The following is a 15,210-nucleotide window of genomic DNA, read 5'->3' as shown; positions in this document are numbered from 1 at the left end:
CGTGCCCATCCTATTTACAAACGCCACCCTCGAACCTCGAAATTGGTCAGAAAATGCTCGACAAGACCTATGATTCTGCTGCCGTCGAACCCAAAATCGCCGCGAAATGGGATGAGGAGGATGCTTTCCGCGCCGGCTCGAACGCCAAGCCCGGGGCTGAGACCTTCACCATCGTGATCCCGCCGCCGAATGTCACCGGTTCGCTGCACATGGGCCATGCGCTCAATAACACGCTGCAGGACATCATGGTGCGCTTCGAGCGCATGCGCGGCAAGGATGTGCTCTGGCAGCCGGGCATGGACCATGCCGGCATCGCCACGCAGATGGTCGTCGAGCGCAAGCTGATGGAACAGCAACTGCCCGGCCGCCGCGACATGGGCCGCGACGCCTTCATCGACAAGGTCTGGGAATGGAAGGCTGAATCGGGCGGGCTGATCTTCAACCAGTTGAAGCGCCTGGGCGCCTCTTGCGACTGGTCGCGTGAACGCTTTACCATGGACGAAGGCCTGTCGAAGGCGGTTCTCGAAGTTTTCGTCACGCTCTACAAGCAGGGCCTGATTTATCGCGACAAGCGTCTGGTCAATTGGGACCCGAAACTGCTGACGGCGATTTCCGATATCGAAGTCGAACCGGTCGAGGTCAAGAGCAGTCTGTGGCACCTGCGTTATCCGCTGGAAAGGGGCGTCACATATCAGTATCCGGTCGCCTTCGACGATGAAGGCAAGCCGACCGAGTTCGAGACGCGCGATTATCTCGTCGTCGCCACCACGCGGCCGGAAACCATGCTGGGTGATACCGGCGTTGCCGTCAATCCGAAGGACGAGCGCTACAAGAGCATCATCGGCAAGCATGTCATTCTGCCGATCGTCGGCCGCAGGATTCCGATCGTTGCCGACGATTATGCCGACCCGACGGCCGGCACCGGTGCGGTCAAGATCACGCCGGCGCATGACTTCAACGACTTCGATGTCGGTAAGCGCGCGGGTCTTCGCATCATTAACGTCATGAATGACGACGGTACGATCACCATAAAGGACAACGAGGATTTCCTCGAAGGTCTCGACAATCCGGCGGCGCTGCATGGCGCCTGGGACCGTCTGGAAGGACAGGACCGTTTCTTTGCGCGCAAGGTCATCGTCGAGATTTTCGAAGAGGCTGGCCTCGTCGACAAGATCGAGCCCCACAAGCATATGGTTCCGCACGGCGATCGCGGTGGCGTGCCGATCGAGCCGCGGCTGACCGAACAATGGTATGTCGATGCCAAGACGCTCGCCGAGCCGGCGATCGCCTCGGTCCGCGAAGGCCGGACCAAGATGGTGCCGAAGAGCTGGGACAAGACCTATTACGAATGGATGGAAAACATCCAGCCCTGGTGCGTCTCCCGCCAGCTCTGGTGGGGTCACCAGATTCCCGCCTGGTACGGCCCGGACGGCCAGGTCTTCGTCGAAAAGACCGAAGAAGAGGCGCTGCAGGCGGCGATCCAGCATTACCTCTCGCACGAGGGGCCGATGAAGGCCTATGTCGAGGACCTGCTTGAAAACTTCAAGCCGGGCGAGATCCTGACGCGGGACGAGGACGTGCTTGACACGTGGTTCTCCTCCGCGCTCTGGCCCTTCTCGACGCTCGGCTGGCCGGACGAAACGCCGGAGCTTGCGCGCTATTATCCGACCAACGTTCTCGTCACCGGCTTCGACATCATCTTCTTCTGGGTCGCCCGCATGATGATGATGGGCCTGCACTTCATGAAGGACGATGACGGCAACCCCGTCGAGCCCTTCAACACCGTCTACGTCCACGCGCTGGTGCGCGACAAGAATGGGCAGAAGATGTCGAAGTCGAAGGGCAACGTCATCGATCCTCTGGAACTGATCGACGAGTACGGCGCCGATGCGCTGCGCTTCACCCTGGCGATCATGGCGGCGCAGGGCCGTGACGTGAAGCTCGATCCGGCCCGCATCGCCGGCTACCGCAATTTCGGCACCAAGCTCTGGAACGCCACGCGTTTCGCCGAGATGAACGGGGCAACGAGCGACCCGCATTTCGTGCCGGAGGCGGCCGAACTCACCATCAACCGCTGGATCCTGACGGAACTTGCCCGTACGGAACGCGACGTTACGGAAGCACTCGAAGCCTTCCGCTTCAACGATGCCGCCGGCGCGCTCTATCGCTTCGTCTGGAACGAGGTCTGCGACTGGTATCTCGAGCTTTTGAAGCCGGTCTTCAACGGCGAGGACGAGGGCGCCAAGGCCGAGGCTCAAGCCTGCAGCGCCTATATCCTCGAAGAGATCTACAAGCTGCTGCATCCCTTCATGCCCTTCATGACCGAAGAGCTCTGGGCGCATACGGCCGGCGAAGGCAAAGAGCGCGATACGCTGGTCTGCCACGCCGAATGGCCTTCGCCCTCCTATGCCGATAACGGGGCCGCCGACGAAATCAACTGGCTGATTGACCTCGTCTCCGGCATCCGCTCGGTGCGCGCCGAAATGAACGTGCCGCCGTCGGCGACGGCTCCGCTCGTCGTCGTCAAGGCCAACAACCTGACGCGCGAAAGGCTGTTCCGCCACGATGCCGCCATCAAGCGGCTCGCGCGTGTCGAGGCGATATCGCTGGCCGACGATGCGCCGAAGGGGGCCGCTCAGATCGTCGTAGACGAGGCCACCATCTGCCTGCCGCTCGGCAATCTGATCGACCTTTCCGCGGAAAAGGCTCGGCTCGAAAAGGCGATCGGCAAAATGGAAGGGGAGATCTCGCGCATCGACGGCAAGCTCTCCAACGAGAAGTTCGTCGCCAATGCCAATCCCGAAGTGGTCGAGGCCGAGCGCGAGCGCCTCGAAGAGCTGAAGGGGCAGATCGCCAGCTTGAAGACCGCCCTCTCCAGGGTGAGCGAAGCCGGATAAGTTTCATCGCCCGTTTTGGTAAGTTATTTCAAAGACGCGCCCCCCGAGGGGCGCGTCTTTTCGTCGTTTTGGGGCGCGTGATTCGGTCCTGAAAGCGGCTGATTTCAGGTGCTAAGCCTGTGGATTGTGGCTTCACCGGCCTCGGGCGGGCGAAAACTGTCACTGTGGTCGGATTGATACAGCTTCCACAATGTGTGGAATGAAAACCCAAAACCTCACCTGAAAACCGGTAGCTCTGGAATAAAATTTTATTAACTAGATTTTTTGACGTGTCCGTCAATTTCTTTACGTAAATTGGCGAATGTAATGCCTGGGAATGCCGCCGTGGGGCGCGTTGCCATGTCGAGCGAACACTTACTAGAGTGGCATCACATCAATTGCTGGAGTGGGGGAGACACAATGGCATCGCGTAGGTTTTCCAAGGGCGTAACGTCGCTCGTTCTTCTTTCGTCGCTTGCATCGCCAGCCTTCGCTGGCGGCCTGGAGCGCGGCGGCTACAATATCGATCAGCTGTTCGATACGTCGCCTTTCTCGTTTCAGTCGGGCGTTACCTACGTCACGCCTCAGCGCAAGCTGAAGGACGCCCGCGATACGGATACGTCGACATCTCCTGGGGGTGGCAATCTCAACACCCGTCCTAACAGTGCCGACGACACCTCGAATTACACCATCCCTTACATCGGCTTTAAGGCCGGTTTCGGCGATGCAATCGACTGCCTTGTCGACTATTCCGAACCCTTCGGCGGGCATACCGATCCGGGTTCGAACTGGGCTGGCGCCAACAACAACATCGAGACGGAAATCAAAACCCGCAACTATGGCGGCACTTGCTCCTATCGTTTTGATATAGGCCCTGGACAGCTTCGCTTCATTGGCGGCGCCTTCTATCAGGAAGTTGAAGGTTTCAAAGAGCGACTGGTTTCAACGGTTCCGCTTCTCGTTGGCACTGGCACCGGCGTCGGCCGTCTCGACCTGGAAGATAGCGGCTGGGGCTGGCGCGCCGGTCTCGCCTACGAGATTCCGGAATATGCGATGCGAGCCAGCCTCGTCTATAACAGCCGCGTAAAATACGACAATCTGACCGGTACGGTGGATCTGACGCAGGTGACTGCGCCATTTGCACCGCTCAACGGCGCTCCTTACGGAAGGGTCACGAACGTCTTCGGATCTGCCGAGGCGCCGGATTCGCTGGAGTTGAAGCTGCAAAGCGGTATCGCTCCGGATTGGCTCGCCTTTGGATCGGTCAAGTGGACGAACTGGAGTGTTCTGCAGTCCGTGCCTTTCTGCCCGACGTCGACGAAGGGCGTGGCCGCTTGCCGTTCCGGCGGCGCGACGGAACTGACCTCGCTCGACCTTCTTTATCGTGACGGCTGGACGATTACCGGCGGTGTCGGCCACAAGTTCAACGAGCAATGGTCCGGCGCAGTCAGCCTGACATGGGACCGCGGCACCAGCCAGGGCTATGGCGCCCAGACCGACAGTTGGACTGTGGGTCTCGGTGCAGCCTACACGCCGACTGAACATATCGAATGGCGCGTCGCCGGTGCCGTGGGCGTATTGACAAGCGGTTCGTCCGGCGTTGTGACCCAGAACGGCGTCACGTTTGGAGATGATGTCTCCTATTCCTTTGGCAACGATCTGGTCGCAGCACTGTCGACGAGCCTAAAGATCAAGTTCTAAATCCCCGACGTGAAGAATTGAGGACCCCGGCACTGCCGGGCTCTTCTTTATCCGCGCCTGTTAATCATGCCGTTTTCTGATCCCGCTTTGTGACGATTCCGCAACACTTTTTTACGACGATTTGCGTAAGGTGGTGGTGGGGTGAAATTGTCCATTTCCCGCCACAAAGAGAGCGCAGCGCTATTGGCAGGCGAGGAGATGGGCAGGCATACGGTGCGTGTAAATAGTAGCATGGGTCGATTTTTTTCCGGTAACACCAGATCGCGCGAAACGATTGGCGGCAATCGTTTGAATGTGGTCGTTTCGCTTTCCGCACAAGGCTGTTCCGGCCGCCAATCCGGCTTCGCGGCGGCGCCGTCGAGCCGTTCATTGTTGTCGTTTTCGGCCCGCTCGGATGCGCAGCCCGGCTTTGCCGTAGATGTCGATACCGCTTTCGTCACATTTGCTGTTTACGAATATGGTGAAAGCGGGAAGGCGGATGCCGCGCCTGCCGAAAGAGTGCCACGGAGATTGCAGTCGGGCCATGCCGGGAGCCGGGTGGTTCTGAATGATGCGCTGAGAATTCGGCCTTCGAGAGAAGGCCACTGGGCTGGATGCGACGCGGGCAAAGGAGCCATGGAGCTCGCCGCGGGATCGCTCGCCTCGACGAAATACATCCGCGGAATGCACGGCGCGAGCGCTGCTGCTTCCTGCCTGCGATGAGCGAAAGAAATCGGTTGAAATGGTGACGTCCGAGTTCAAACTGTTCAAATTCATGCTGATGGGCATGTCGATGGCCGTAGCGTTGGCGCTGTCCGGCCCGGTCCGCGCATTCGACATCAAGGCGGGCGTCAGCAAGGAATCCGGCCCCTTCGATCTCTTCAAGTTCGGCTTCAAGGCCTATAAGAACGGACAGAAGGAAGAGGCGGTCGAAGCCTATAAATATGCTGCCGAAAAGGGCCACACCGGCTCGCGCTGGGCGCTTGCCAACATGTATGCCGATGGCGACGGCGTGACGCAGGATGATTTCGAGGCCTTCAAGATTTACAGCGAAATCGCCCAGCAGGGCGTCGAGCCCGGCTCGGAAGATACCGGCTTCTTCGTCAACGCGCTGCTTTCGCTCGCCAATTATTACAAACACGGCATATCAGGCAGTCCGGTCCGGATCGACCTTACCCAGGCGCGCCAGCTTTATTTTCAGGTCGCCTCCACCTTTGGCGTCCCCGAGGCGCAGTTCCAGCTGGCGCAGATGATGCTGGCCGGCGAGGGCGGCAATGCCAGCCCGCAGCAGGCGAAGAAATGGTTGAACCAGGCCCGCAAGAGCGGTCATCCCGGCGCCATGGCGGTATTCGGCAATATTCTTTTCGACGAAGGCCAGTCGGCCCGCGGCCTGGCGATGATGACGGCCGCACTCGACCGCTGCAAGCCCAAGGATTGCGGCTGGATGGAAGCGTTGCAGGAGCAGGCCTTCTCTGTTGCCAACGAGGCCGACCGCCGTACGGCGGTATCCCTCTCGCACAGCATCGCCAGCGGCTCCGACGACTAAAAGCATGTCGCGCAAAAGTGTGCAGCGATGCCGGGACAACGACATGCGCAAAACAAGGAGTTAGAGCGCGAGGAGCGAATCTGAAGGATCGCGACGCGCTTTAAGGCAGGGAAACCTCAGGCTGCGAAATCGAAATAGGCGATCACAGGCACGTGGTCGGACGGCTTTTCCCAGGCCCGCACATGTTTTTCGATCGCAGCCGACGTCATCCGGTCGGCGGCCTCAGGCGATAGCAGCAGATGATCGATGCGGATGCCGTTGTTCTTCGGCCAGGCGCCGGCCTGATAGTCCCAGAAGGAATAGAACTGCGTCGCATCCGTCGTCGCGCGCACAGCATCCGTCAGCCCGAGATTTTCGAGCCGGCGGAACGCCTCGCGCGTCTGCGGCAGAAACAACGCATCACTTTCCCAGACCTTGGGATCGAAGCAGTCGTGCGGTTCCGGGATGACATTGTAATCGCCGGCAAGCACCAGCATCTCTTCATAGGCCAGCCGCTCGGCAGCAAAGTTCCGCAGGCGCTCCATCCAGGCGAGCTTATAGGGGTATTTCTCCGTGTCGACCGGATTGCCGTTCGGCAGGTAGATGCAGCAGACGCGCAGGATGCGCGTGTCGGGCAGCGTGAACACGGCTTCGAGGAAACGCGACTGTTCGTCCAGCGGATCGCCGGGCAGGCCGCGGTTCACTTCGGAAGGCGAAGTCTTGGAGAGGATCGCCACACCATTGAAGCCCTTCTGGCCGTGTGTTTCGACGTGATAGCCGAGCGCCTCGATCTCCAGCCTGGGAAAACCTTCGTCGACCGTCTTGATCTCCTGCAGGCAGACGATATCCGGATCGGAATCCTTGAGCCATTGCGTGAGATTGTCGATGCGCGCCTTGACGCCGTTGATGTTCCAGGTCGCGATCTTCATGGCTCTGTCCTGTTTCGCTTCGTGCGCTTCTTTTATCGTGGTCTTTCATAACAGGACAAGACGACAAACCGGCCGGAAGCAAAACTTCGGCCGGTTTGATGGGGACGCGCTCTACGTTCAGATGTTCAGATCGAGAAGCTGGTGCCGCAGCCGCAGCTTGCCACTGCGTTCGGGTTCTTGATCTGAAAGGATTGACCAAGCAGATTGTCGACGAAGTCGATCTCCGAACCCGCCATATAAACGAGCGAAAGGCTGTCGATCAGCACCTTGGCGTCGTTTTTCTCGACGACGACGTCGTCATCGCTGGCGCTGTCGGCAAGATCGAACTTGTAAGAAAAGCCCGAACAGCCTCCGCCTTCCACAGAAACGCGCAGCGCGCTCTTGCCGGCCTCGGCGCCGACGATCGCAGCGATACGCTTTGCGGCGGCATCTGAAAGGGTTACACTCGTATCCGTCATATTTCCTCCTGCCGGGGTCAAGATCCGGAGAGAATGGGTTTTGGCACTTGAATGTTCAAATGCCTGATATCAAACAAACTTATCATGATCCTCCTAAAAAGGCCATGATGGGCCGAGGTGGTTGAGAAAGCGCCTCTTTGCCGTTTCTTCGGGCTATAGGTATGAAGAGCGCAAAGCGGCGTCAATGGGCAGATGCGGCAACATGCAGGATGACGGTGAAGAATGACGATCGATACGCGTGCTTTAGGTTTCGGCAGCAGTGACAGGGCGGTCTATGCGGCAGACCCCTGGACGAGCCGCGGGCGGCTTTATCCGGAGGACGGCAGCCCGACGCGCTCCGATTTCCAGCGCGACCGCGACCGCATCGTCCACACCACCGCCTTCCGCCGGCTGAAGCACAAGACCCAGGTTTTCATCGCTCAGGACGGAGATCATTACCGCACCCGGCTGACGCATACGATCGAGGTGGCGCAGATTGCCCGCGCGCTTGCCCGCGCCCTGAAGCTCGACGAAGATCTGGCCGAGGGCGTGGCGCTGGTGCACGATTTCGGCCATACCCCGTTCGGTCACACCGGCGAGGACGCGCTGCACGAGGTGCTGCTGCCCTATGGCGGCTTCGACCACAATGCCCAATCGCTGCGCATCGTGACCAAGCTGGAGCGGCGTTATGCCGAATTCGACGGCATCAACCTGACGTGGGAAAGCCTCGAAGGTCTGGTCAAGCACAATGGTCCGTTGCTGACGCCGGATGGTGTCGGCACGCGCGGCCCGGTTCCACAGCCGATCCTCGATTATTGCGAACTCCACGATCTCGAGCTTGCTACCTATGCCAGCCTCGAGGCCCAGGTCGCGGCGATTGCCGACGACATTGCCTACAACACCCACGATATCGACGACGGCCTGCGCTCCGGCTACCTGACTTTCGACATGCTGGAGGAAATCCCGTTCCTTGCCGGGCTGATGGCCGAGGTGAGGGCGCGATACCCGCATCTGGAGCCGAGCCGCTTCACCCATGAGATCATGCGGCGGCAGATCACCCGCATGGTCGAAGACGTGATCGCCGTCGCGCAGGAGCGCCTTTCGCTGCTGCGCCCCGAGAGCGCCGCCGACATCCGCGCTGCCGACCGGGTCATCGCCACGTTCTCGGGTCAAATGGCCGAAACCGATAGCCAGATCAAGGCGATGCTCTTCAAACGCATCTACCGCAACCCCGATATCATGCGCATCCGCGCCGGCGCTGCCCAGATCGTCACCGACCTCTTTGCCGCCTACATGGCCAATCCCAAGGAGATGCAGAGCCATTACTGGGTCGATCATATCGCCGGCCTCGCCGATGCGCCTAAGGCCCGCCATGTCGGCGATTATCTGGCCGGCATGACCGACACCTATGCGATCAGCGCCCACAGGCGATTGTTTGACCACACTCCGGATTTGCGATAGGCAGCGGTCGCCCCGCCAAGGGCCGATTTGGGCCTTTGGCACAGCCTATGCATGGAAGAGTGCGATGAACCTTTTTACCGACTTCGAAGCCAGGATCAAAACCGCCCTTGAACAGATCGATCTGGTCAGGGAAAAGCGATCTGAGCTCGATTTCGGCCGCATTGCCGTCGAGCCGCCGCGTGACGCGAGCCACGGCGACGTCGCGACCAATGCCGCGATGGTGCTGGCAAAACCGCTCGGAACCAATCCCCGCGCGCTGGCCGACATCATCATCGCCAAGCTCAGGGAGGATGCCGACGTTGCCGATGTTTCGGTCGCCGGCCCTGGTTTCATCAATATTCGTCTCTCTGTTGGCTACTGGCAGCGGCTGCTCGCCGCGATGATCGGCGCCGGCACCGACTACGGCCGCTCGACGCTCGGCGAGGGCCGGAAGGTCAACGTCGAATATGTCTCGGCCAATCCGACCGGGCCGATGCATGTCGGCCATTGCCGCGGCGCCGTCGTCGGCGACGCGCTCGCCAATCTGCTCGCCTTTGCCGGCTACGGCGTCGAGAAGGAATATTACATCAACGATGCCGGCTCGCAGATCGACGTGCTCGCCCGTTCCGTCTTCCTGCGTTATCGCGAAGCGCTCGGCGAGAAGATCGGCGAAATCCCCTCGGGTCTCTATCCGGGCGACTATCTCGTGCCTGTGGGACAGTCGCTTGCCGCAGATTATGGCGTGCGGCTGCACAACATGCCGGAAGACCAGTGGATGCCCATCGTCAAGGACCGCACCATCGATGCGATGATGGTGATGATCCGCGAAGACCTGGCGGCCCTGAACGTTCATCACGATATCTTCTTCTCCGAGCGCACCCTGCATGCCAATGGCGCGGCCGCGATCCGCACGGCGATCAACGACCTGACCTTCAAGGGTTATGTCTACAAGGGCACCTTGCCGCCGCCGAAGGGCCAGCTGCCTGAGGATTGGGAAGACCGCGAACAGACGCTGTTCCGCTCGACCGAAGTGGGCGACGATATGGACAGGCCGCTGATCAAGTCGGACGGCTCCTACACCTATTTCGCCGCCGACGTTGCCTATTTCAAGAACAAGTTCGATCGCGGTTTCGACGAGATGATCTATGTGCTCGGCGCCGACCATGGCGGCTACGTCAAGCGCCTGGAAGCGGTTGCACGCGGTGTTTCGGATGGTAAGGCGAAGCTGACGGTGCTGCTCTGCCAGCTCGTCAAGCTCTATCGCAACGGCGAGCCGGTGAAGATGTCGAAACGCTCGGGCGATTTCGTCACGCTTCGGGACGTCGTCGAGGAAGTCGGCAGTGATTCGGTCCGGTTCATGATGCTTTACCGCAAGAATTCCGAGCCGCTCGACTTCGATTTCGCCAAAGTGACGGAACAGTCGAAAGATAATCCGGTCTTTTACGTGCAGTATGCGCATGCCCGCTGCATGTCGGTCTTCCGGCAGGCGAGGGAGGCTTTCGGCGACCTCGATCTTTCCACCGAAGAACTTGCGCAAACCGTTGCAGGCATTGGCGATCCGGCCGAATTGCAGCTCGTCGCCAAGCTCGCCGAATTCCCGCGGATCGTCGAGGCGGCGGCCCAGTCGCAGGAGCCGCATCGGGTCGCTTTTTACCTCTACGACCTCGCTAGTTCTTTCCACGCCCACTGGAACAAAGGTAAAGATCAGCCGGAATTACGATTTGTTAATGATAAAAACCGAGAATCAACTATTGCCAGACTTGGGCTGGTGTACGCCGTCGCGTCGGTTTTGAAGTCGGGACTTGCCATTACAGGCACTGCCGCACCGGACGAAATGCGATAACGTCACCATTTCCCCACAATGCGCTGGCATTTCAGAGTTGGCGTTTGCGAGTGGGATAGGCATGGCTGATAAACAACTTGCGTATGATACGCGCGGAAAAGATGACCTGTTTGCCGACGATGATCCGTTGGCCGAACTTGCCCGTATCGTCGGCTTCGAACCGCGTGTTGCAGCAAACACGATAAGCGAGACTGCGCGGCACGAGCCGGCCCTCGATCTCGAGGACGAACTGGGGCGCGAGTTCGACCGTTACGATTCGCCACGTCCGCTCGCAGAGCTCGACCGGCCGGCCGAGCCGATCTCCGATGACGACACGCCAGAAGATTACATCGAGCCCGTTCTCGATGTGTCTCCCGCCGCCGAGACGGTTGAGGTGGCCGAGCCGGTTTCCGTTGCCTCAGTTGAGGTTGAGGAAGAAGCTGCGCCGGCTGCAAGCAACTGGGATGCGCCCGCCGACGAGGCGGCCTGGCCGCAGCAGCTTTCCATCGAACCCGCTTCCGAGGCGTCGGTGCAATCGGCCTTCGGCGGCGCACGCGACCTGATCGAGGAGCTTGAGCTGTCGATCGGCTCTGCTCCGGTCTCGTCGCTGCCGCAGCCCGCCAAGGCGCCGCAATGGTCGGCTGCCAGCATCAGGCTGCCGCTAGCCAATTTCCACGCCGCCAAACGCGAGGAAACGGGTGTTGCGCCAGCGCCGGTGGCAGAAGCGCCTGTGGCCGAAGCGGTCGCGGCGCCTGTGGCTGGAGCGCCGTCTGCCGATCTTGCCGTGGCAGAGCCGCAGCCGGCGATCGAGCCGTCCGCCCAGGTCGTCGAGCAATCGGCTCTGGTCGTCACTGTCGATCCGTCTGAGGAATTCGAGTCCGCGTCTCCGTCGCTTGGCTTTCCCGCCGAGCTCGATCGCCATGACGAGGTGAGCGCGTCGGAAGAGATTGCCGAGGCCGACGACTTCGTCGAAATCGAAGACGAACTCGACGATTTCGGGTCCGACGCCGGGTTCGATCTCGTCGCCGCTGCCGTCGAAGGCGAGATCCAGGCCGATGCGGCGCTGACCGAGGTCGTGCCTGAAGTTCCGCATACTGCCGGCACTTTCGATCTGGACGATCTGCTCGCCGACGTCTCGCGTTATCCGGTGCCGCAACGCCCCAATACGGCGCCCGTTTCGCCGCAGGCCGCATCGATCGAGGCTGCGCCCGTTGCTGCCGCCCCCCTCGCTGTCGCCCCTATGGCCGCCGCATTTGCCCAGCCGCAGGTGATCGCGACAGCGCCGCTTGCCGCAGCCCCCGTTCAGCCCGCTCCGGTCGAGCCGGCGCCGGTCTATGCTGCCGAAGCCGCAAGGCCGGTCGCACCGCAGCCTGCCGAGGTTATTGCACCCCAGCCCGCCGCGATGGCGTATTCGCGGGCGCCGCAGCCTGTACCGGAAGCCGACGACCCCTTCGCCGGCCATGATTTCGAGCTGGATCTTGCCGGCATCGAGCTTGAACTCGCCGATCTCGATTTCTCCGAGTCCGAGGTGACGCCGGCAGAGCCCGAGCCGCCGGAGCCGCCGGTCCGTGCCGCCCAGCCGACTGCTGTGGTCTCGCCCCGATCGGCCACCGGTTTTGCGCCTGAGCCGCAAAATCCCGCTTTCCAGCAGGCGGCATCCGCCGCTGCACGGCCTGCTCCGGCCTTCGTTGAGCCTCAGGCTCCAACGCCGGCTCCGGCCATCAACTGGTCTTCTGTCGCCGACTCGACCGAAGACCTGCCGTTTGATCCGGCGATGATCTCCGATCCGGAGGATCGTCCCGAGACGGTCGAGGACATGCACGTGCCGGCGCTGCCGCCGGTCGAGCAGCCCGCGCCGGTCGCGAAAACGCAGGATTTCGATTTCGATCTCGACGCGGAGATCGCCAGCTTCTTTGAACCAGCCAAGCCGCGGGAAACGCCGACCCCGGTTCGCGATACTGCCGCCGCTGCGGCAAAGCCGGTCAAGCCGACCATCGCCGACGGCCTCGATGATTTCGAACGGGCGCTGGAGGAAGATTTCCGCCGCAGCGTGCGCGAGCCGGTCGAGCGCCGCGAGACCTCTGAGGTCCGCATCGAATCGGCAAGCCAGGCGGCCGATTTCAGCCGTGCCCGGTCGATGCGCCGGCTGCTGGCCGGAGCCGTCGTGCTCGTGGTCTTCGCCGGTGTCGCTTATGGTGTCTATTCCTCCGTCTGGAACGGCGAGGGACTCGGCATCGTCGCGTCCGGCGAGCCGCGCGTGATCGCGGCCGACAAGGAGCCGGTCAAGGTCGTTCCGGAAAATCCCGGCGGCAAGACCGTGCCGAACCAGGATAAAGCCGTCTACGATCGTGTTGCCGGTTCTGCCGAGGAGCCGAAGCAGAAGGCGCTGGTTTCTTCCGATGAGGCGCCGGTCGATGTCGTCCAGCGCACGCTGACGCCGGAATCGCTGCCTGAGGACGACGAGAACGCCAACGCCAGTGATCAGGTCTCGCCGACCGCAGTCGGTGAGACGGAAGATCCACGTCTGCTGCCGAACCAGGACAGCGCCGACAACGCTGCCGCCGGTGATGCCGACAAGACGCCATCGGTTTCACCGCGCAAGGTCCGCACGATGATCGTGAAGCCTGACGGCACGCTGGTCGCCCGCGAGGAACCAGCGCCCGTCGACCAGCCGACTGCCCAGGCGGCACCGTCTGCACAAGCCGCTCAGCCGATGCCGGCCTTGACGGCCCCGTCGGCGCAATCGGCTTCACCAGTGCCGCCGGTCGCCGGAACGGCCGCAAGCTTCCCGGCGAGCGCCGAGGTTGCTTCAGCCGATGCCCGCTCCGCAACGCCTGCCGTAACCGCGCCGGCAAAGCCGCCGCTTGCAGCCGACGCCGATGCGCAGGCCGCAAATCCCGCCCCGGTCGATGCGCCGGCGCGCCCGGTCAAGACCACGGCGATCACCGATACCGCTCCGGTTCCGATCGCGCGCCCGGCCGACCAGCCTGTAAACGTTGTCGGCACGGTGACCGAAAAGGGCAACGTTCGCCCCGCCGCACAGCAGCCGACGACGACGGAGGTTGCGGCTGCAACGCCGACCGCCGCCAAGCAGCAGCAGGTGGCCTCCGTCGGCGGCTACGGTATGCAGATCGCCTCGCTGCCATCGGAAGACGAGGCGAACAAATCCTATGCCAACCTGTCGAAGAAATTCGCCGGTGTTCTGGGTGGCCGTGCTCATGAAATCCGCAGGGCCGATATCGCCGGCAAGGGCACTTTCTACCGTGTCCGTATTCCGGCCGGTTCCAAGGACGAGGCCGCAGCGCTCTGCGAACAGTATCGCGCGGCGGGCGGAAGCTGCCTGATCTCCAAGTAGCATCGGGTTTTCAATGAAATAACAGGAGCGGCGGGCCGGATCGGTCCGCCGCTCTTTTTTGTGCATCGCGCCCGAGCTTGCTCGCATTTGGCCGGGCGCCGTCTATGATTCTGATATGAACGAATCAAAAGCGATGATCCTTGGCTGCAGCGGCCTTGCCCTCACGTCCGAAGAGAAAGCCTTCTACCGGGGTGAACGGCCCTGGGGCTTCATCCTCTTCAGGCGCAACATCTCCGAAGCAGGGCAGATTGCCGATCTTGTCGCCGAACTGCGCGACAGCGTTGGCTGGCATGCGCCGGTGCTGATCGACCAGGAGGGTGGCCGCGTTCAGCGCATTCGTCCGCCGGTTTTCGCCCGTTATCCCTCCGGCCAGGCGCTCGGCGATCTCTATCGCCGCGATCCGGCGCTTGGGCTGCGCGCTGCCTGGGCGATGTCGCGGCTGCACGCTTTCGACCTTTCGAGCGTCGGCATCGATGTCGATTGCCTGCCGGTGCTCGACGTGCCAGTCGAGGGCAGCAGCAGCGTCATCGGCGACCGCGCCTATGGCGACGACCCCCAAACTGTTATCGCCATGGGCCGGGCGGCTGCCGAAGGGTTGAAGGCCGGCGGCCTGTTGCCGGTGATGAAGCATATGCCCGGCCACGGCCGCGGCTTTGCGGATTCACATTTGGAACTGCCTGTCGTCACCGTCTCCCGCGATGAGCTTGAGGCCCATGATTTCCCGCCCTTTATCGCCATGAAGGACGAACTCATGGCGATGACCTGCCACGTCGTCTTCACCGCCATCGACCCCGACAATCCGGCGACGACCTCACGCAAGGTGATCGACGGCGTCATCCGCGAGCAGATCGGCTTTACCGGTCTGCTGCTTTCCGACGACAGCTCGATGAATGCTCTTTCCGGCACGATCGGCGAACGTGCAGCGAATATTATTGCAGGCGGATGCGATATCGTGCTGCATTGCAATGGCCATATGGACGAGATGCTGGATGTCGTGGCAAATGTTCCGCCGCTCGCCGGTCAATCGCTTGCCCGCGCAAAAGCGGTGGAAGCAGGTTTTGCCGCGCCGGATGCCGCCGATGAGGCGGAATTGAGGGCGGAATTCGAGGCGATGTTTGCGATCGTGTAATCGCAGAGGAGCAGGGT

10 protein-coding genes are annotated in these 15,210 nt (G+C 61.5%); 8 read left to right on the top strand and 2 right to left on the bottom strand.

The features are described 5' to 3' along the window. Nucleotides 1-53: 53 nt before the first annotated feature. The 4 genes from ACS4RS_RS20025 to exoR all read left to right on the top strand — a co-directional run bounded on the left by ACS4RS_RS20025 (nt 54) and on the right by exoR (nt 6,102). Nucleotides 54-2,897 (top strand): valine--tRNA ligase, encoded by a 2,844-nt coding sequence (locus tag ACS4RS_RS20025; protein ID WP_439009578.1) that lies wholly within the window; start codon nt 54-56, stop codon nt 2,895-2,897. A 399-nt stretch (nt 2,898-3,296) separates the two neighbouring features. Beyond that, nucleotides 3,297-4,577 (top strand): outer membrane protein transport protein, encoded by a 1,281-nt coding sequence (locus ACS4RS_RS20020; protein WP_439009579.1) that lies wholly within the window; start codon nt 3,297-3,299, stop codon nt 4,575-4,577. A 141-nt stretch (nt 4,578-4,718) separates the two neighbouring features. After that, nucleotides 4,719-5,279, top strand: coding sequence for a hypothetical protein (locus tag ACS4RS_RS20015; protein WP_439009580.1), 561 nt, complete (start codon nt 4,719-4,721; stop codon nt 5,277-5,279). Nucleotides 5,280-5,298: 19 nt separating this feature from the next. Continuing rightward, on the top strand, nt 5,299-6,102 hold the full coding sequence (exoR, locus tag ACS4RS_RS20010) for an exopolysaccharide production regulator ExoR (RefSeq protein WP_439009581.1): 804 nt from the start codon (nt 5,299-5,301) through the stop codon (nt 6,100-6,102). Between the two features lie 116 nt (nt 6,103-6,218). Here the strand turns inward: exoR and xth are convergent, their stop codons facing one another. Next, complete coding sequence (xth, locus tag ACS4RS_RS20005; RefSeq protein ID WP_439009582.1) at nt 6,219-7,010, bottom strand: exodeoxyribonuclease III; 792 nt, start codon at nt 7,008-7,010, stop codon at nt 6,219-6,221. A gap of 125 nt (nt 7,011-7,135) precedes the next feature. After that, complete coding sequence (gene erpA / locus ACS4RS_RS20000) at nt 7,136-7,468, bottom strand: iron-sulfur cluster insertion protein ErpA (protein WP_439009583.1); 333 nt, start codon at nt 7,466-7,468, stop codon at nt 7,136-7,138. A 222-nt stretch (nt 7,469-7,690) separates the two neighbouring features. Here erpA and ACS4RS_RS19995 point away from each other — a divergent pair, with 222 nt between their 5' ends. From ACS4RS_RS19995 to nagZ, 4 genes are all read left to right on the top strand, one after another. Next, nucleotides 7,691-8,908 carry a deoxyguanosinetriphosphate triphosphohydrolase gene (locus ACS4RS_RS19995; RefSeq protein WP_439009584.1) on the top strand — a complete coding sequence of 406 codons (1,218 nt, stop codon included), beginning with the start codon at nt 7,691-7,693 and terminating at the stop codon, nt 8,906-8,908. A 64-nt stretch (nt 8,909-8,972) separates the two neighbouring features. Beyond that, nucleotides 8,973-10,730: an arginine--tRNA ligase gene (gene argS, locus ACS4RS_RS19990; protein ID WP_439009585.1), complete on the top strand. Its 1,758-nt coding sequence runs from the start codon at nt 8,973-8,975 to the stop codon at nt 10,728-10,730. 61 nt (nt 10,731-10,791) lie between these two features. Next, complete coding sequence (locus ACS4RS_RS19985; RefSeq protein ID WP_449313800.1) at nt 10,792-14,064, top strand: SPOR domain-containing protein; 3,273 nt, start codon at nt 10,792-10,794, stop codon at nt 14,062-14,064. A 115-nt stretch (nt 14,065-14,179) separates the two neighbouring features. Then, complete coding sequence (nagZ, locus tag ACS4RS_RS19980) at nt 14,180-15,193, top strand: beta-N-acetylhexosaminidase (RefSeq protein ID WP_439009586.1); 1,014 nt, start codon at nt 14,180-14,182, stop codon at nt 15,191-15,193. Nucleotides 15,194-15,210 lie beyond the last annotated feature (17 nt).

The organism is Rhizobium sp. F40D2 (assembly GCF_051810745.2).
Lineage (GTDB): Bacteria > Pseudomonadota > Alphaproteobacteria > Rhizobiales > Rhizobiaceae > Rhizobium.
Note: the sequence above shows the minus strand (reverse complement) of the source record. Positions and strands in the feature narration are given on the sequence as shown.